18 protein-coding genes and 1 tRNA gene are annotated in these 16,882 nt (G+C 68.7%); 10 read left to right on the forward strand and 9 right to left on the reverse strand.

Annotated elements, in window-relative coordinates; genetic code table 11:
* Nucleotides 1-59 precede the first annotated feature (59 nt).
* The 5 genes from C892_RS0106130 to C892_RS0106145 all read right to left on the reverse strand — a co-directional run bounded on the left by C892_RS0106130 (nt 60) and on the right by C892_RS0106145 (nt 4,662).
* The gene (locus C892_RS0106130; protein ID WP_017539879.1) at nt 60-509 is read right to left on the reverse strand and encodes a helix-turn-helix transcriptional regulator; all 450 of its coding nucleotides are present in this window, start codon (nt 507-509) and stop codon (nt 60-62) included.
* 91 nt (nt 510-600) lie between these two features.
* Complete coding sequence (locus C892_RS31570; protein ID WP_161631980.1) at nt 601-807, reverse strand: hypothetical protein; 207 nt, start codon at nt 805-807, stop codon at nt 601-603.
* A 1,017-nt stretch (nt 808-1,824) separates the two neighbouring features.
* Nucleotides 1,825-2,607 carry a hypothetical protein gene (locus C892_RS31195; protein ID WP_152513342.1) on the reverse strand — a complete coding sequence of 261 codons (783 nt, stop codon included), beginning with the start codon at nt 2,605-2,607 and terminating at the stop codon, nt 1,825-1,827.
* Nucleotides 2,608-2,740: 133 nt separating this feature from the next.
* On the reverse strand, nt 2,741-3,268 hold the full coding sequence (locus C892_RS0106140) for a flavoprotein (RefSeq protein WP_017556503.1): 528 nt from the start codon (nt 3,266-3,268) through the stop codon (nt 2,741-2,743).
* On the reverse strand, nt 3,265-4,662 hold the full coding sequence (locus C892_RS0106145) for a helix-turn-helix domain-containing protein (protein ID WP_239647274.1): 1,398 nt from the start codon (nt 4,660-4,662) through the stop codon (nt 3,265-3,267). Before C892_RS0106145 ends, C892_RS0106140 begins: the two co-directional genes overlap by 4 nt.
* A 362-nt stretch (nt 4,663-5,024) precedes the next feature.
* Between C892_RS0106145 and C892_RS0106150 the strand changes: the two genes are divergently transcribed.
* From C892_RS0106150 to C892_RS0106190, 8 genes are all read left to right on the forward strand, one after another.
* Nucleotides 5,025-5,273, forward strand: a complete 249-nt coding sequence (locus tag C892_RS0106150) for a hypothetical protein (protein WP_152513343.1) — start codon at nt 5,025-5,027, stop codon at nt 5,271-5,273.
* Nucleotides 5,274-5,470: 197 nt separating this feature from the next.
* Complete coding sequence (locus C892_RS0106155; RefSeq protein WP_017556506.1) at nt 5,471-6,202, forward strand: GntR family transcriptional regulator; 732 nt, start codon at nt 5,471-5,473, stop codon at nt 6,200-6,202.
* Nucleotides 6,203-6,317: 115 nt separating this feature from the next.
* The gene (locus tag C892_RS0106160; RefSeq protein WP_017556507.1) at nt 6,318-6,740 is read left to right on the forward strand and encodes a hypothetical protein; all 423 of its coding nucleotides are present in this window, start codon (nt 6,318-6,320) and stop codon (nt 6,738-6,740) included.
* Between the two features lie 104 nt (nt 6,741-6,844).
* Nucleotides 6,845-7,138: a hypothetical protein gene (locus C892_RS0106165; protein ID WP_040685273.1), complete on the forward strand. Its 294-nt coding sequence runs from the start codon at nt 6,845-6,847 to the stop codon at nt 7,136-7,138.
* Nucleotides 7,138-8,571 carry a PH domain-containing protein gene (locus C892_RS28635; RefSeq protein ID WP_017556509.1) on the forward strand — a complete coding sequence of 478 codons (1,434 nt, stop codon included), beginning with the start codon at nt 7,138-7,140 and terminating at the stop codon, nt 8,569-8,571. Before C892_RS0106165 ends, C892_RS28635 begins: the two co-directional genes overlap by 1 nt.
* A gap of 241 nt (nt 8,572-8,812) precedes the next feature.
* Nucleotides 8,813-10,474, forward strand: coding sequence for a replication initiator (locus C892_RS0106180; RefSeq protein ID WP_026124169.1), 1,662 nt, complete (start codon nt 8,813-8,815; stop codon nt 10,472-10,474).
* Nucleotides 10,471-10,677 carry an excisionase family DNA-binding protein gene (locus tag C892_RS0106185; protein WP_017556512.1) on the forward strand — a complete coding sequence of 69 codons (207 nt, stop codon included), beginning with the start codon at nt 10,471-10,473 and terminating at the stop codon, nt 10,675-10,677. Before C892_RS0106180 ends, C892_RS0106185 begins: the two co-directional genes overlap by 4 nt.
* Complete coding sequence (locus C892_RS0106190; protein ID WP_017556513.1) at nt 10,677-11,957, forward strand: tyrosine-type recombinase/integrase; 1,281 nt, start codon at nt 10,677-10,679, stop codon at nt 11,955-11,957. Before C892_RS0106185 ends, C892_RS0106190 begins: the two co-directional genes overlap by 1 nt.
* A 78-nt stretch (nt 11,958-12,035) precedes the next feature.
* Here C892_RS0106190 and C892_RS0106195 read toward each other — a convergent pair.
* The 3 genes from C892_RS0106195 to C892_RS0106205 all read right to left on the reverse strand — a co-directional run bounded on the left by C892_RS0106195 (nt 12,036) and on the right by C892_RS0106205 (nt 13,674).
* Nucleotides 12,036-12,108, reverse strand: a tRNA-Ala gene (locus tag C892_RS0106195).
* Between the two features lie 160 nt (nt 12,109-12,268).
* Complete coding sequence (locus C892_RS32120) at nt 12,269-12,391, reverse strand: DLW-39 family protein (protein ID WP_017595396.1); 123 nt, start codon at nt 12,389-12,391, stop codon at nt 12,269-12,271.
* Between the two features lie 449 nt (nt 12,392-12,840).
* Nucleotides 12,841-13,674, reverse strand: coding sequence for a helix-turn-helix domain-containing protein (locus C892_RS0106205; RefSeq protein WP_083932683.1), 834 nt, complete (start codon nt 13,672-13,674; stop codon nt 12,841-12,843).
* Nucleotides 13,675-14,160: 486 nt separating this feature from the next.
* On the opposite strand from C892_RS0106205, the gene C892_RS0106210 reads away from it, so the two are divergent.
* The gene (locus C892_RS0106210) at nt 14,161-14,469 is read left to right on the forward strand and encodes a hypothetical protein (RefSeq protein ID WP_017539886.1); all 309 of its coding nucleotides are present in this window, start codon (nt 14,161-14,163) and stop codon (nt 14,467-14,469) included.
* A 506-nt stretch (nt 14,470-14,975) separates the two neighbouring features.
* On the opposite strand, the gene C892_RS0106220 is transcribed toward C892_RS0106210, so the two are convergent.
* Nucleotides 14,976-16,013, reverse strand: coding sequence for a helix-turn-helix transcriptional regulator (locus C892_RS0106220; protein ID WP_017556514.1), 1,038 nt, complete (start codon nt 16,011-16,013; stop codon nt 14,976-14,978).
* A 112-nt stretch (nt 16,014-16,125) separates the two neighbouring features.
* Between C892_RS0106220 and C892_RS0106225 the strand changes: the two genes are divergently transcribed.
* Nucleotides 16,126-16,806, forward strand: coding sequence for a pentapeptide repeat-containing protein (locus C892_RS0106225; protein WP_017556515.1), 681 nt, complete (start codon nt 16,126-16,128; stop codon nt 16,804-16,806).
* Nucleotides 16,807-16,882 lie beyond the last annotated feature (76 nt).

Raw genomic sequence — 16,882 nt, forward strand, 5'->3', positions numbered from 1 at the left:
CGTCTCTCCATCCGTTGGGCGGGGGCGGTCCTCGCGGCCCGGCCCCGTGTCCGTGGAGATCACGCTAGACGGGGGCCGTCCCGGCGGGCTTCTCGATTCCTGACCGGTCTGGTGACCTGCTTGGACACACAGGAGGGCATGCCCTCGGGCCCGCCGCCGGCCTGGCGCCGGTAGACGCTGGGAGACACGCCCACCAGCTCGGTGAAGCGCGTACTGAACGTGCCCAGCGACGAGCACCCCACATCGAAGCAGACCTCGGTGACACTCAGGTCCCCCCGCCGCAGCAGGGCCATGGCCCGCTCGATCCGCCGCGTCATCAGATACGAGTACGGGGACTCCCCGTAGGCGGCCCGGAACCGCCGGCTCAGGTGGCCGGCCGACATGTTCACCCCGCGGGCCAGTGCCTCGACGTCCAGCGGCTCGGCGTACTCCCGGTCGATCCGGTCGCGCACACGGCGCAGCAGGACCAGCTCCCGCAAGCGCTGCCCGTCGGCATCGATGCTGCTCACGGGCACGATTCTGACACAGCGCCCCGGAGATGCCCAGAACCGGAACCGGCCGCCCCCGACCCCGTGAGGACCTCGGCGCCATGGCGGAGCGCTAATCATGCTCGTCATCGGCCGGGGGAAGCCTGCCCCCCGATCCGATGAGGACCAGTCCCACATGGCCTGCCCACATGAAGACGGCGGCGCCGACCATCTTGACGTACCCCTGCCAGGAGCCGTCTCCCAAGAAGTGATGGATCGCGACCAGTGTGAGGGCGACCCCGAGGAGGACGAGAACCCCGTAGCGCCTGAGAGTCCGCACCACAGCTCTGCTGCGCTCGCCCACCTGCCGCATTGCGCTCCGATCCGGAATGAGGGGCTGACCGGTGCCCCGCCACCGCCGCGGGTTCGGGCGTCATCGCCCCGGGGTCGATCACGATCGAGCGGCCGTTCTTCTCCAGGCGGACGCACGCATGGCCGAACTTGGCGAGCCTCATGCCGCTCATCCTGCCCGCAGGCCCGAACGTACGGACACCCGCTTCTGTGCGCGGCAGAAGGCGACCGGCCGGAGGCGGCCCCCTGCACGGTCGAGAAGGCCACGAAGCGACATGGCGACAAGCGGTCCGCCGCATGGTCCGGGCCGGACGCATGTGCACCGAACGTGCTTCGGCCGCCCTCCCTGAGCAGGAGGACGGCCGTCGACAAGGGTGGAGCCAAGGGGAGTCGAACCCCTGACCTCTGGTATGCAAACTCCGCGCGGGGCTTCTCCGTCCTGCCTCGAAATCCGCTGGCCTGCGCCCAGCCGCGTGGGCGTGTTCGCGCGCGTGTTCCGGAGTGAGCCGCGGTTGCCGTCAAACACTGCCGTCACCGCGTTCCTCTGACCTCGGCCAACGGCTCGATTGGCCGTCACTCCCGCGCGCCCTGGCGGAAGTGCCGGCGCCGTCCCGGGACCCCAGCGGCGGACGACCAAGCAGCCGGTCCGGAGTGCCCGATTGCGCGATCGGTCCGGACCACAGACAGAGCAGCATCGCGCAAGCGGGTGCTCCGGGATCCGGGGGTCCACGGGGGCGGTAGCCCCCTGGTTCCACACGTCCTCAAGTCGGGACTCGGCGTAGGCGGTCGGCCGCGCTCCAATCCATCCGCTCTGGGCGACGGCGCGCCGAGTGCTGAGGCGGTGACGAGAGCGGCCACGGCGCCCCAGTGGCTCCGGCCGACCGCACGCGGGCTGGGGACCGGGCGGCAGCCCGCAGCCCCAGCCCGCGTGCGGGCAGGCCGCGACGGCGCGGGAGCGCCGTCGCCCTTGATCTCATACAGCCGAATTCGGCAATCAATGGGAATGTTACCAAGGAACTTCAACGTTTCCTGTAGTGATGTAGATGAGGGCCGCGCCGATCGCAGCGAACAAGAGTTTGTTGCCGAGCCCTTCGGTTACCTTGGGAATGAACGTGGTTCGGAGATTGTAAAGTGTGTAATGCAGTAATGTCGAGTTGAGTTGCTGAGGCCATGTCCGAAGGCCTCCGGAAAAGAATCGCAGACTCAATATACCCAAAGAGGCAATGATGAATACCGGCCACGGAAAGAGTGTAAGGGGGATGATCTTTTCGGCAGGAATGTATATGAATACATTGGACTCTGCGGGGTCGGTTCTCTGACTTACTTGTTCCCGGAACTGCGGGTCAAGAATGTATGCCGCGAAGTAGTCTGCGAAACCTATCGCGAAGTAAGTCAATATTGGAAAGAAGCCAACCAGCGCAGCCATTCCAGAGCCAGTTAGACGCGAACGGGCTGCACTGCGCAGGTCTGAAGTGAGATCGGATACGGCTTTTACGGACAGTTCGCTTCTGTTCACGTACTCCCAGTTGCGAGCCGTGAAATTGACTCTCACTAGCCCATTATCTGAAAAGCGACCAAGGAGGGTTACGTTTCGCGCCTTGCGTAGTTGATGGATTGTGGAGTCGCCCCGATCATCCCAATCAGTTTTGGTCATAATGAAATTGGGGTTTGGAATACTCTTTCCTTTTGAATAATCAAAAGGAAGAGATGTGTGTGCGATATAGCATTCCACTGTAGCATCGATGAATGAAGTGAGCGCCGCTAGAGTGGCGGCTTCATCGGTAAGCATGGAGGGGAGATCTCCCCGCCACCTTCGTTGAGACCGGGGGATTCTGTTGGGGGGATTTGAATTCAAGGTCACTCACTTATCTCATTCGAGCGATAAATTCCTTGACCTGAGAGGAAGCCTGGGGTTCCGCTGCTCATAGTGATGCCAAAGTAATATGCCAAGGGAAGGTGTCGCGCGTGGCGGCTCCACTGCCTGGATCATGTGGCTCGAAACCTTCCGGGCCAATGAGGATTGGGACGCCTTCACTGCGGAGTGCGTCAATGCTGCGCTGGAACGGGGTGCGGTTCGTGTAAGCCACGTTCGTGAACGGAAGGATGACGACGGGAATGTCCAACCCAATCGCCTCATTGACTACGTCCAAGGCGTAGTTATCGGCGATGCCGTTCGCGAGCTTGTTGATGGTGTTGAAGGTGGCGGGGGCGACGATGATCGCGTCGGCTTTGGGGCTGCGCGGGGATCCTGGCGCGCGGTGCTCGCTGCGGACAGAGCGGCCTGTTTGCTTTTCCAGCGCATCTGTGTCGATGAAGGCAAGCGCGGACGGCGTCGCGATTACCTGAACGTCCCATCCGCGTTCGTGGGCCATGTCGATGAGCTTGCCTACGTCGCCTGCGGGTCCTGCAGCGCAGACGACGACGTAGACGGTTTTCTTCTCGGCGCTCATCGGGTTGTGGCTGTCCTCTCGGCTAGCTGATTGATGCTGGTGTGCAGATGGCCGGTCGAGCGGGACCGGAGGTCGCCCAACAGGCCGCGCACCATCGGGCGGGCGCCGACTTCTTCCGGCGCGATCTGCTCGGCGGTGGCGAGTGCCTGATAGGCCTTGTCGAGTTTTCCCCACTGGCTGTAGGCGCGGGATGCGTCGACGAAGAGCATCGCCTTGCGCTCGGTGACGTCGACGTTGTCCAGGTCGATGCGGCGCGCGTAGTCGATGGCGCTGCCCGCGTCACCTAGTTCCACCGCGGCATTCACCCGGTGGAGAAGCACGTTCGTAGGGCCGAAGGCCGTCCACTGGTAGTTGTGGTCGCCTCCGAGCTTGCGCCCGGCGTCCTCGGCCTCGTCAAGCAGAGTGAACGCCTGGGCGCGGTCCTCCCGCTGGGCCGCAGCGACGGACCCGCTGAGGAGAAGAGCCCCGTAGACGGACAGGGAGTCCGGCGTGTGCTCTTCGGTGCCCTCGGCGACTCGTTGCGCGGCCTCCGATGCGAGATCCGCTGCGGCGCGATAATGGCGGTCGCGCATGAGTGCGCGGGTCAATACGCGTGCGCTTGCTCCGGCGGTCGTCGGGTTCTCGCTGTCCCGGGCTGCACGCATGCTCCGATCGGCTGCGAGCCATGCGAGTCCGCGTTCCTCGGTCTTGAGAAGGACGCTGGCCGCGACGTGGTAGGCCTCGGCGCGCAAGGTGTGCGCCCGCAAGCGCTCGTCGCCCTCCAAGGCCGATGCGGCGTCGTCCAAGCGGGTGAGCAGGTTCGGAAGGCGCTTGGCGACCGCTGTGTAGTGGCATGCCTGGTAGCCGGCCTTGGCCCTGTGCACGTCTCTCGACAGACCCGCGACGTCGTATCGCCCTGTGGTGGTGGCCTCCGGGGCTCCCGCGTAGCGCGTCAGTGCCGCCGCGATGTCGTCCAGGGCCAGAGTCGGGCCGGTAGCGGCCTGGAACAGGGTGGCCCCGGCGATTCCGACGAACTCTCTGCGTCGCACCTCTTCGTCTGCCTCCTCGCGCGCCGGGGGGATCTGTCGGGGAACTGCGGACCGAGGTTCCGATGCGGCTGGCCGGGGGTTCATGAAGGCCGCGACGTCCTTGGGGGCCAGTCCGAAGAGCATGCGTGCGGTGTCCGGCATGCCGATGCCCTCGGCCACGCGCTCGTAGACCTCGAACGCGACGACCGACTTGCGGCCGTTCAGGATCTCGCTGATCCGCCCTTGGGATATCCCGGTGGCGGATGCGAGTCGGGTTTGGCTCGCCCCGCCGAACCGCTGGGCGAACCGCAGAAGTCCAGGCACGTCACGCGCCTGCAGGAGGCTGCGGGCCTCCTCGCGCTCCCATGCCCACGCGGGTAGGGCCACGCCCTCCCAAGCTCGCCCTGCCATCACGGCCTCCGATCGGGGGGAGTCACATCGGCCACGGCCATTATCCCCAGCAGGGATACCCGCGCGGGATGGGTTCGAGCGGCCGGAACCGGAATCGTCGTCTCCATGAACGACACCCCCACAGCCAAGTGCAAGCACTGCCGGGGACGCGGTCGGAAGATGCTGCGTCCGAGGAAGCTCCTCGTCGTGGGCTCTGCTGGGGGCCCGGCCCCGGCGCGCCGCTACATCGCGTGCGCCGACTGCCGTGGGACCGGTGTCGAAGCGGCTTGAAACAGACAGACCCCCGCGACGGTGGGCGCCGTCCGGGGGCGTGGCCAACGCTGGCAAGGAGCGCTGACATGGAGAACCCTAATGCTCGCGATCCCGCCCCCGATACGTCCGGCGGGGACGGTGTCCACATGGTCCGGCGAGAGGTCGGCCTGGAGGAGCTGAGGCTCTGGGCCGCCGAACACGGGGTGAAGGTCATCGAGTGCGGTGAGGACCTGAACGGCTACCGGGTCTACTTCGCCCGCCACCGCGAACGCACACGCGTGGCCAAGGTCCCGCCCAAGCGGCACCCGCGCTGGTACGTGGGTTTCCAGACCTGAAGGCGGCCGCGCGGCCGCGGCTCCGGTAACGCCTTCCCGGCGGCCGTGCGGCTGGGGTGGTGGCTCCGGTGTCTCACTGGGGGGAGCCGGGGCCGCCACCCCTACCGGGCCGCACCTTCCTGCCTGGGAAGGCGGGTGTTGAGTGCGCCGCTATGCTGCTTGACCATACGAGCGATGGAATGACCGGACGGTTGTGTATGTCGAGCATGGACTTCGCTCCGCCGAAGTACGTACAGATCGTGCAGGCGGTGCAGGAACGCATCGTTGAGGGGACCTACCCGGCGGGCACGCAGCTGCCCTCGGAGTCGGGGATGGTCCGCGAGTTCGGGGCCGGCCGCAGCACCGTGGTCCGCGCCCTGGAGATCCTGCGGATGGAGGGCTGGATCGACCGGGAGCACGGGCGCGGCTCCTTCGTCAAAGGCGTGCCCACCACCGCGGTGGAGCGCTCGCACGCGGGCGCCAGCGCCTTCGATGCCGCCGAGCAGGGAGGGGAGGTGAAGATCATCGAGACGGGACGCACGAGAGCCCCCGCCGCGATCGCCGAAGCACTCGGGTTCCCGGAAGGGTCCCCGGCCATCCGCCGACAGCGGGTCATCATGGCCGACGGTGAGCCCAGTGAGCTGGTCACGCTGTGGTTCCCGCTGGACGTGGCCGACGGGACCGATCTGGGCAAGGATCAGTTGATCGGTATCGGGGTGCGTGAGCACCTGCACGCGGTCAAGCGGCTCCGGCCCGCCCGGATCGGAGAACGGCTGTCGGCGCGGCATGCGACCGGTGATGAGGCGCGGCTCCTGCAGCTGGGGGAGCGCGCGCCGGTGCTGTCCATCCTCGCGCGGATCCTGGACGGCTCGGACAACGTGTTGGCCGTGGCCGACATCGTGTTGCCGGGTGACCTGCACGAGTTGGAGGACAGCTACCCGGCTTCCTGACCGGGCGCACAGGTTCGAGGGTTCAACCACTTGTCCGATCGTGTTGGACCCGCTATTTTGTACTCAGCTCGACCGGACAAGTGGTCGACGGAACGTATGGAAGAGGAGTTTTCTGATGGCGATTCAGGGTGCGATCCCGGTGGAGTTCGGGACGGTGTTCCCCCACGGGGCCTTTGCGCTGAGCGTGGAGGCGATCACCGACTTCGAGACCAAGCGCCCCCAGATGGACAAGGACACCGGGCTGCCTTTGTGGGCGGTGGAGGTGATCGACGCCGACCCTGAGGCGCGGGGCAAGGCCAAGTCGGTGAAGGTCAAGATCCCGGCCGAGGTGTGCCCGACCATGCCGGATGAGGCGGCGGGTGTGCCGTTCCGGCCGGTGGAGTTCGAGCACATGGCGGTGCGCCCGTATGTGGACGACAACGGCCGGCGTCCTCGGGTGGCCTACTCGCTGCGGGCACGCGGCATGCGCGCCCCGGGCGGCGGTGCACGGCAGAAGGCTCCGGCACCGGCCGGTGCGGGTGGCAAGGGCGGCGAGTAGCGCGAACGCCCCTGAACATGCGGCGGGGCGGCCTGGTGCGCCAACACCTTCGGCCGCCCCCTCACCCCCTGAGAACTGGTCAAACCCAAGAGAGGTGCGTCTTCATGATGGCAGAACAGCCCGCCCGTGTGTCGGCCCGCGAGATCGCCGACTTCCTGGCCGCGCTGCGCGAGCACCGCTCGGTCCCGGCCGCCGCTGAGGCGGCCTCCCGGGTGGACATCCTGGCGTGGAAGGCCTCCCTGCTCGGCCGCATGGCGGCCGGCACCCGTGACCCCGAGACCCGCGCCACGGCCGCGGCTGCGCGTGCCGACCTGGCCGCCGCCCGCGCCGAGCTTGCGGCCCAGCGTGCCGAAGGCCTGGCCGACTCCTACGTGCTGCGCACCGGAGGTGATCACTGATGCCCGGAAAGGCGAACGGAGCCGCCCCGGTTCAGCACACGACCCCGGTCCCCGCGCATGCGGTGCGCTTCACCACCCCGGTGGTTCAGACCCCGGCGGCCTTCATCCTCGGCCGCTGGCTCTGGCGCCTCCTGGCGTTCATGGGGGCGCTGCCGGTGCGCTACCCGCTCTCGGTCGCCTCGGTGGCGGTGCTGGCCGCCTCCTGGTGGGTCCTCGACTGGATCGGCCCGGCGGTGGTCTCCACCGTCGCCGTCGTCGGCGGGCTCGCCTGGCGCCACTGGCACCCCGTGTCGTTCCGCCGCTGGGCCGCCCTGCGGGCCCTGGCCCTGGTGCGCGGGGTGTGGGTCTACCGGCGGCACTGGCAACCCGTCCTCGTGGTCTCCGGCCTGGCCGAGTCCTACCTTGAGCGCCAGTACCTTCCCCGCATCCGCTCGGTGGTCTGCTCGGAGTGGGCCGACCGGGTCCGCGTGAAGCTCGTGCCAGGCACCGCCCCGGGTGACTTCGAAGAGCGCACGGCCCAGCTCGCGCACGGGTTCGGTGCCCCGGCCTGCCGGGTGGAGGTGCGCGGGCCGCTCGATGTGGTCCTGGAGTTCCCCCGCCGGGACATGCTCGCCGAACCCATCGGAGCCATGGACGTCCCTGACTCGGCCGACGAGGTGGACCTGGGCGCGCTTCCCATGGGCCGCTGTGAGGACGGGCGCACCTGGACCATGCGGCTGCACGGTACGCACGTCCTGGTCGCGGGGGTGACCGGCGCGGGCAAGGGTTCGGTGATCTGGTCGGCCATCCGCGCGATGCTCCCCGCCATCCGCGAAGGGCTGGCTCGGGTGCGGGCGGTGGACCCCAAGCGGATGGAACTGTCCTACGGGCGCCCGCTCTTCTACCGCTACGCCGACTCCGGGGAAGCGTGTGTGGAGCTGCTGGAAGAGGCCGTGGCCGACATGCAGGCGCGGGCCGATGCCTATGCCGGCCGCATCCGCTCGCACACTCCCAGCGTTGATGACCCGTTCGAGGTGGTGGTTCTGGACGAGGTGGCGTTCCTGACCGCCTACCACCCCAACAAGGACGTCCGCCGCCGCGCCGAGAACGCCATGGCCACCCTCACCTCACAGGGAAGGTCGGTCGGCTTCACGGTGGTCGCCGCGCTGCAGGATCCGCGCAAGGAGGTCATGAACCTGCGCAACCTCTTCCCCGACAAGGTCGCCCTCCGGTTGGACGAGGCGACCCAAGTCGACATGGTCCTGGGCCCGGACGCCCGGGACCGGGGGGCCGATGCGCATCTGATCGATCCGGCGGCCCCGGGCACGGCGTTCGTCCGCTTGGAGGGCTCGAAGGTCCCGACGAGGGTGCGGGCGGCCTACGTCTCGGACGAGGACATCGACGCCATGGCCGACGGCTACCGGTCCTCGTCCTGCGAAGGGGAGGTGGCCTGATGCGCACGGGAAGCGGCCTTCGCCCTGCGGTACTTGCGGCCGTCGCGGATCAGGAACCAGATGAAAGAGGCGGCGTAGAAAGCAAAAGCCCACCGATATCCGTTGCCCCAGGTCCACGTCAGCCAGACGAGGGCCACAGAGAAGACCAGCCAACCGGTCCACATGTACAGGTCGGAGCGTTTGGGGGTTCGGGACTGCATGCGGTTCGGGTCTCCAGGCCTTGCGTGGCGGGGGTGCGCTGATGCCGACTCCGACGGGTAAGTCCACTAGGGCCGAACGCATGGCGCAACCCCTGGCGCGTGAGGTGGCCGAGCAGATCGCCGCCGACAAGGGCGTGTGCATCCGCCCCGTGTCCCTGCGGCGGACCGACATCACCACCGGTGCGACCGAGGTGATCGACGTTCCGTGCGGGACCACCCTGGCCTCCCGGTGCCCGGCCTGCGCCCGCCGCAAGAGGTCCATGCGGCGCTCGCAGTGCGAAGAGGGCTGGCACCTCACCTCCGAGCCCGAACCCGCCCCCGACGACCCGACCGAGGTCCAACAGGACTGGGTCGCCAAGCGGGCCGTGGTGACGGCCGAACGTGACCGCCTGGCCGACGAGGGAACGGCCTCGGCGGAGGAGTTGGCAGCGCTCGACGGTGCGATCGCCGACCTTGACGAGGAGATCACCGCCTCCGGCCTGCGCGGGTCGGTCGCCCCCTCCTCGTCGTCGGGTAAGTCCCGGCGGTCCCGGTCGACCCGGCGTCGGCAGGATGCCCCGGACCTGCCCAAGAGGCAGATGAAGCGCTCCACCCTGGGGCGGGCCTTCACCGACACCGCCTCGGGCAAGGTCTTCCGCCCCTCCATGTTCCTCACGCTGACGCTGGACTCCTACGGCCGCGTGAAGAGCGACGGGACCCCGGTCGACCCCTCGACCTACGACTACCGGCGGGCCGCGCGGGACGCCCTGCACTTCTCCAAGCTCATCGACCGGTTCGTACAGAACCTCCGACGGGTGGCCGGCTTCGACGTGCAGTACTTCGCCTCGGTCGAACCCCAACGCCGCCTCGCCCCGCACGTCCACATGGCCGTCAGAGGCACGCTCCCGCGTGCGGAGCTGCGCCAGGTGGCGGCGGCCACCTACCACCAGGTCTGGTGGCCAGCCGCCGAGGGACCCGTCTACGAAGGGGCGCACCTGCCCGTCTTCGACGAGGCGACCGGCAACTACTGCGACCCGGCCACCGGGGAAGTCCTGCCGACCTGGGAACAGGCCCTTGATGCTCTCGACGAGGACCCCCACGCCGAACCCCACCACGTAGTGCGCTTCGGCTCCCAGATCGACGCCAAAGGCGTCGTGGCCGGGTCCGAGGATGCGGACCGGTGCGTGCGCTACCTCGCGAAGTACCTGACCAAGGACATCGCCGAATGCCACACCGTGGAAACCCCCGCACAGGAGGCCCACGTTGACCGCCTCGTGGAGGCCCTGCGCTTCGAACCCTGCTCTCCCCGCTGCGCGAACTGGCTGCGCTACGGGATCCAACCCGACGGCGCCAAAGAGGGCCTGGCCCCGGGGTTCTGCCGCTCCAAGGCCCACAAGCGCCAGCACCTGGGCTATGCCGGACGGCGCGTCCTGGTCTCGCGCAAGTGGTCCAACAAGACCCTCGCCGACCACAAAGCAGACCGCCTGGCCTGGGTGCTCGAACAGCTCGGCGTCGACCCCACCGACCCCGGCCCGGACGAAGCCGGCGGCTTCCCGGTGGTCAACGGCTCCTACGCCTGGGAACTCGCCCGCCCCACCGACCCGGACGTGCCGCCCCGCGAACACCGCCTCCTCCGCGCGGTCGGCGAAACCCTCAAACGCCGGGCCCAGCTCGACGCAGCACGCTCCCCGCAACTCTCGGCAACGGAAGGGAACGCCGCATGAGCAACGACGCTGCCGCGATGTTCGGCAAGCCCTATCTGACCGTGCAGGAGACTGCTGAGCTGCTGCACATGAGCCGTTGGAAGGTCTTCGATCTCCTACGTACCGGCGACCTCCCGTCCTTCAAGCCCGGACGGCATCGGCTCATCCCCGCCGCAGGGCTGCACTCGTTCGTCTCCCAGCGACTCGACGAGGAGGCCGCGTAGTGGCACGCAAGCGCCAGCCGAACGGCAAGGGCACGGTCTACCAGCGCAAGGACGGCCGTTGGGAAGGCGCGGCCTACTTCGAAACCCTCAGCGGCGACCGGCACCGCGTCAGCGTCTACGGCCGCTCCTGGGACGAGGCGAACGACAAGCTCACCGAAGCTCTCGCCAACGCGCGCAAAGGCCTGCCGACCGCGACGACCACACTGAGCGTCGGTCAGTATCTGGCCTACTGGCTGGAACACGTGGCGCGTCCGAAGGTCCGCCCGTCGACCTACGCGAGCTACGAGACGTACATCCGCTTGTACATCACTCCAGGACTCGGCAGGAAGAAGCTGAAGAAGCTCTCGGCCAAGGACATCCGAACGTGGCTGTCCTCGGTGCGTAAGACCTGCACCTGCTGCGCGAACGGACACGACGCCAAGCGGCCCTCGGAGCACCGTGACCCGTCCAAGCGTCAACGCTGCTGCGCGATCGGCAAGTGCTGCAAGCGCTACCCCTCGGCTCGGACCGTGAAGCACCTACACGCCCTACTCCGAACGGCACTTCAACAAGCGGTACGGGAGGACCTGATCGTACGCAACGTCGCCAAGAACGTTCAGTTCGGGAGCGTGGAGAACCCCGAGATCACGCCGCTCACCGTGGCAGAGGCCAAGCAGCTTCTCCAGGCGGCCGAGGGGGACCGGCTGCACGCAGTCTGGGCGGTCGCGCTGGGGATCGGACTGCGCCGTGGTGAGGCTCTGGGTCTGCGCTGGGAAGACGTGGACCTCACACATGGCCGGCTGACCGTTCGGCAGACGCTACAGCGCACTCGGGCCGGTCTGGAGTTCGTCCCTCCGAAGACGCACCGGTCACGCCGGTCGGTAGAGCTGCCCTCCCGCCTGGTCTCCGTCCTCAGAGAGCATCGCCTCCGGCAGTCGGAGGAGATGGACGAGGCCGGTGACGACTGGAGGGAGCACGGACTGGTGTTCTGCACCCGGTTCGGTACCCCGATCGAACCGCGCAACCTCAACCGCTCGTTCACGGCGTTGTGCAAGCGCGCCAAGCTGCGCGATGTCCGGCTGCACGATCTCCGCCACACGTGCGCCACGCTGCTCCTCGCACAGGGTGTGGACGCGCGTACGATCATGGAGATCTTGGGGCACAGCGCCATCAACGTCACGATGAACGTCTACGCGCACGTGCTCCCTGAACGCCAGCGTGAGGCCCTGGACAAGCTCGGGGACGCCCTCGACGCACCGGATGACGACGGCCCTCCGGGGACCTCCTCAGCGGCCGACTGAGGCCGACTGCCGTCAACCACTACCGTCACACGACCGAGGGCGTTCACCTGCATTGGTGAACGCCCTCGTCACATGGGGTGGAGCCAAGGGGAGTCGAACCCCTGACCTCTGGTATGCAAAACCAGCGCTCTGCCAACTGAGCTATGGCCCCGGGCATGCCGCCGGGGCGGCATGGGAACGCGTAGAGCATACCGCCCTCGCGGAGGGGATGGTGTGTGGGCGCCGCAAGGGGACGAACGCCGCCCACATGAAGAACGCAGACGGCAGCCACCGGCACGCGGCCGTGCCGTGGCTCGCCGGTCTGCGTCGGACTAGTTCTCGCTAGCCGCGGTGGCTTCCGTCCACAGGTCGAGCTCGGCGCGGTCGGCCTGGATCTTGCGGTAGACGGCGAACGCCCCGAGGGCCACCAGCACCAGCACGATGATCTTCTTCACGGCGTGGACCCCTTCTTCGATCACGGATATTTCGGGTCAGGAAAGGACGCGCGGCTCGGAGAGCGAAAGCCCCGGCGGCTGGCCGGAGTCCCTCTGCCCTTCCACCCGAGCGGAAGGCGTCGGTAGAGAACTTTATGGGGTTGTCTCCTTGCAGACTAGCAACCCCCCGACGGATCTCCGGCCCCGCCGTGCCCCAGTGCCCTCGTCCCAGGTCGAACCCGGTGCAGGCTTTGCCGTGATGTGACGGACCCCAGGCGTGTCCGGCCGCCCCGGCGCAGCTCACCGGCCCAGTCGGCGCGCCGCGCACGCGGAGGGACCGGCCCTGCCCCGGGAACACAAGGGACCGGGCCGGGACCGGCCATCCGGCGGGGGAGAGGACGCCGAGGGCGCCTCTCCCGCTCTCCGGGCACGGGGTCCCGTCCAGGGCCAGGGAGCCGGGAGAGGCCCTCTCAGGTCAGCAGGGAAAGGCGCTTGAGGTTCGTCAGGGTCTCCTCCGGCGTCAGGGCCGTCTCGTTCAGCCGCCGCCAGACCGCCTGGCACCCGCGGACCCCGTCCTCGGACTCGACGATGGACCCGCCGTGCGGGGCGTCCACGAACGCCAGCGACGCCTCGTCCTCGTCGAACTCCAGCACCGTGAACGGCCCCGACGCCCCGGCGTGCGGCCCCGCCGACGCCGCGAGCAGGCGCACGCTCACCCGCTCATTGCCCCGCAGCAGGTCCACGATGCGCCGCAGCTGCGCGTGCAGAAGGTCCGGGTCGCCCGAGACGCGGCGCAGCGCGTCCTCCTCAAGCACGGCGTGGTAGTGCAGCAGGGTGTCCCGGTCGAGCACCTCCTGGCGCTTGAGGTAGGCCGCGACCATGCGTTCGGCGGCGCGCTCCCCGCACCCCTGGGCCCGTGCGAGCATCGCCGTGTACTCGGGCACCTGCAGCAGGTCGGGCACGAGGATCCCGGCGTAGGTGTCGATGGCCACCGCGCCGGCCTCGTTGCCGACATAGGCCGAGGAGAGCACGTCCTCGTACTCCGTCCACCAGGGCCGCAGCCGCGACTCGCGCACCAGCGTCAGGATGGCCTCCCGCTGGCCCCCCGTCACCCCGTAGAGCTTGAGCAGCGCGGAGACCTCCATCACCGACGGCCACTTGCGGATCCCCGTCTCGATGTGGCCGAGCTTGGCGGGGGACCATTCCAGGACGTCGGCCACGTCGCTGAGCGTCATCCCGGCTTGGACACGGCGCCGGCGGAGCTCTGCGCTCAGACGGCGTCGGCGGACGGTGGGGCTGGTCATGGCGCTGTCCCGTACACGCGAAGTACCGGTTTCCGTGGCTCTAGCGAAGCACTATGCCTAGCCTCTAGCAATGAATTCCTAGAAATCGGCCGGGAATGGGTCCGTGCCCGGGCCATTCGGACCCCGTCACCACCCCTCGGCGCGGGACCTTCAGCCCTGTGCCGCCGCCGACCGATGCCTTCAGGCGCAGAATTCCCTGTGGCCCCACCGACCTCATGGACCCCCTGGGCACCGCCGCCCCCACGGATACGGTTCCGGGGGCGCCGATGCACGCGGGGGAGGGGATAAGGGACAAGGGGAAGCGGTTCACTCACCCCTACTTCTGGAGGAGGAATCCGGTCGGTCCCCGCAGTCCGACTTTCGTCCCTCTTCAACGCCGGCGGGCCGGGAAGGCTTCTCCCACCCCTGGTGACCAGGATCACCGAAGAACGCACGCGTCACTTAACGCGTACCATGCACCAGGACGGACCCTTGAGAAGGACGATAATGAGCCACCCCATCGACGACGCCGAGCAGTTGATCGCGAACGCCGAGGAGGAGTTCCCGCCCCCCGTGCGTTCACGGCTCATCGCGAAGCTGCGCAAGGGGACGCACATCGACGACGCCGCGCGTGAGCTCGGCCTGACGCCCCAGCGGGTGTTCTCCGCCGCCAGGATCCTCGGGCAGTTCGGTGAGCAGCTGGACGCCACGCTCACCGCCGAGCGCGACCCCGCCCTGCCGCACGGCACGGTGACCGGCTTCAACAAGCGCTGCCGGTGCCCCCAGTGCCGAGGGGCCGTGAACCGCCGCATCTGACCCTCGGGGCCCATACCGGGTGCGACACGACGTTCACCGCGATGACATCGGCCGGATCCGGCTCATCATGCTTATCGATCTTCAAGCCGGGGAAACCGCTCAACATGAACGAGCGTGTGGACTGGGCCGCGATGAGCGACGAAGAGTTCATAGCGCTGGTGCGCCAGCTGATGGACACACCGCCTGTTCCATCGAACGACGAGGATTAGCCCCCGCAGGCCTCTGACCGGCCCCTCGCCGGTCGGCGCGAGGACGCGGGGACCCTCCGGGAGCCCCGCGCTCCTGAGGCGTGCCTCCGGCCGCCTCTCAGGGCCCGGCCCTGACCGCCGCACCGACCGGGGGCGGCGAGGAGCATCCTGTAGGGGACGGCCGGCCGCGCGACGCGGCCGCGGGCACCCGCATCCCGCCGTGGGCGGTGCGGGCGGAGCCGCGTGTGCCCGAGCGGCCCACCGGTTTCGGACGGCCTCTTTCCCTCTTTAGGGACGAGTCGAATTATCGACCTGGCGCTATGTCGACATTTCCGCGCCGCCCCCGGAGGGCCCCGAGTGAGCGGAGGGGCCGGAGGGCAGGGATGCGGCGGAGTCGGCGGAGGCCACGGCCCGACCGATCCGCTCCGCCAGCTCACGCAGGTACTCCACCACGCCCGGAGGCTCCACCACCGTGAACTCGTACCCGAGGAAGGCCAGGTGGATCGCCAGGGTCTCCATGCCGTGGGCCCCGGTGCGCAGCTCGCACGAGCTCTCGTCGATCGGCGTCACGATGCCGACCATCGGCGACAGGCGCTGCGCCACCTCGGACTCGGGCGCGTGCAGGATGATCCGCGCCTGCTGGGAGTAGGCCGAACTGGAGATGCCCTTCGCGACGTAGGTGGCGGCGTCGTCCGGGGGAGTGCGCGGCCGGAAGCGCGGCCCCCGCGACATCGGCCCCTCCATGCGGTCGAGCCGGAAGACCCGCCAGTCGTCGCGGTTCACGTCCCACGCCAACAGGTACCAGCGCCCCGACACGTGGACCATCCGGTGCGGCTCGACCAGGCGCCGCGATTCGGCCCCGTCGTAGGTCCGGTACACGAACCGCAGGCTCTCCGTGTCACGGCAGCAGGCCGCGATCTCCGCCAGGTGCTCGCTCTCGACGAGCGGGGCCCGCCGGCCGATGGCGTCCGTGAACGCGTTCACCGCCCCGACCCTGCGCCGCAGGCGGGAGGGCAGGACCTGCTCCAGCTTGGCGAGCGCACGGGCCGAGGTCTCCTCGATCCCCGCCAGCGCCCCGCCGGCGGCGGCCGACCGGAGTCCCACGGCGACGGCGACCGCCTCCTCGTCGTCGAGCAGGAGGGGCGGAAGGGTCGACCCCGCGCCGAGGCGGTAGCCCCCGGCGACCCCCGGGGTCGCGTCGACCGGGTACCCCAGGTCGCGCAGGCGCTGGACGTCGCGCCGCACCGTGCGCGGTGTCACCGACAGCCGCTCCGCGAGCTCTGTCCCGGTCCAGTCCCGGCGGGCCTGGAAGAGCGACAGCAGCCGGAGGAGCCTCGCCGAGGTCTCAGAGGACATGGGACGGCCTTCCCTTCGATCCCTTCGGCCCCTTCGAACGGCAGGGGTGGGCGGTGAAGGGGGAAGCCTACAACGAGCGCAGGTGTCGGCGGCCCCCACTAGTCTGGCCCCTATGCCTTCGCCGAGCACCGACCGATCCGCACGGCCCGCCCGCCCCAAGGCCCCGACGCTCCCGGCCGAGCTGACCGAGGCCGACCTGCCGGAGCACGATCTCGTCGACGAGGGCTTCTACTCCGCGCTCGCCTTCGGGGGCCTGGACCTCACCGACCGCACGGCGGACGACGCGGAATTCGAGGGCTGCACGTTCACCCACACCCGGCTCACGGGATCCGCGCTCCGCCGTGTGCTCATGCAGGAGGCGGACCTCAAGAACGCCGACCTCGCCGGCGTCAAGGTGCGGGACGGGTCCCTGATGCGGGCGACGATCCGGGGCAGCCGACTCACCGGTGCGGTGTGGTCGGCGTGCGTCATCCGGGACGTGGTCTTCGAGGGATGCAGGGTCGACATGGCCTCGTTCGGCTACTCGACGCTGAAGGACGTCGTCTTCCGCGACTGCAACCTCGCCGAGGCCGATTTCCAGGAGGCCGACATCAGGGGAGTGCGCTTCGAGGGGTGCACCCTCGAACGGGCGAGGTTCCACCGCACCAACGCCGCGAAGGCCCGGTTCTCCGACTGCGACCTGACGGACATCAGCGGGGTGGAGAGCCTCCGCGGCGTCTCCGTGAAGAGCACCGACGCTCAGGGACTGCTCCTCGCACTGGCGAATGCGATGGAGATCGACATCGAGGACTGAAGGCCCTCTGAAAGGCGGCCAGAATACGTTTTCACATGATCACAAGCAAGGGAAAAAGAAAAAGGCAGGGGCCCCG

This window comes from Nocardiopsis baichengensis YIM 90130, from assembly GCF_000341205.1.
GTDB lineage: Bacteria > Actinomycetota > Actinomycetes > Streptosporangiales > Streptosporangiaceae > Nocardiopsis_A > Nocardiopsis_A halophila.

Bases quoted from the DNA above. Each gene is read 5' to 3' on its own strand.
- C892_RS31195 (WP_152513342.1), bottom strand. From the start codon at position 2,607: ATGCTTACCGATGAAGCCGCCACTCTAGCGGCGCTCACTTCATTCATC.
- C892_RS0106140 (WP_017556503.1), bottom strand. From the start codon at position 3,268: ATGAGCGCCGAGAAGAAAACCGTCTACGTCGTCGTCTGCGCTGCAGGA.
- C892_RS0106150 (WP_152513343.1), top strand. From the start codon at position 5,025: ATGGAGAACCCTAATGCTCGCGATCCCGCCCCCGATACGTCCGGCGGG.
- C892_RS0106155 (WP_017556506.1), top strand. From the start codon at position 5,471: ATGTCGAGCATGGACTTCGCTCCGCCGAAGTACGTACAGATCGTGCAG.
- C892_RS0106160 (WP_017556507.1), top strand. From the start codon at position 6,318: ATGGCGATTCAGGGTGCGATCCCGGTGGAGTTCGGGACGGTGTTCCCC.
- C892_RS0106165 (WP_040685273.1), top strand. From the start codon at position 6,845: ATGATGGCAGAACAGCCCGCCCGTGTGTCGGCCCGCGAGATCGCCGAC.
- C892_RS28635 (WP_017556509.1), top strand. From the start codon at position 7,138: ATGCCCGGAAAGGCGAACGGAGCCGCCCCGGTTCAGCACACGACCCCG.
- C892_RS0106180 (WP_026124169.1), top strand. From the start codon at position 8,813: ATGCCGACTCCGACGGGTAAGTCCACTAGGGCCGAACGCATGGCGCAA.
- C892_RS0106185 (WP_017556512.1), top strand. From the start codon at position 10,471: ATGAGCAACGACGCTGCCGCGATGTTCGGCAAGCCCTATCTGACCGTG.
- C892_RS0106205 (WP_083932683.1), bottom strand. From the start codon at position 13,674: ATGACCAGCCCCACCGTCCGCCGACGCCGTCTGAGCGCAGAGCTCCGC.
- C892_RS0106210 (WP_017539886.1), top strand. From the start codon at position 14,161: ATGAGCCACCCCATCGACGACGCCGAGCAGTTGATCGCGAACGCCGAG.
- C892_RS0106220 (WP_017556514.1), bottom strand. From the start codon at position 16,013: ATGTCCTCTGAGACCTCGGCGAGGCTCCTCCGGCTGCTGTCGCTCTTC.
- C892_RS0106225 (WP_017556515.1), top strand. From the start codon at position 16,126: ATGCCTTCGCCGAGCACCGACCGATCCGCACGGCCCGCCCGCCCCAAG.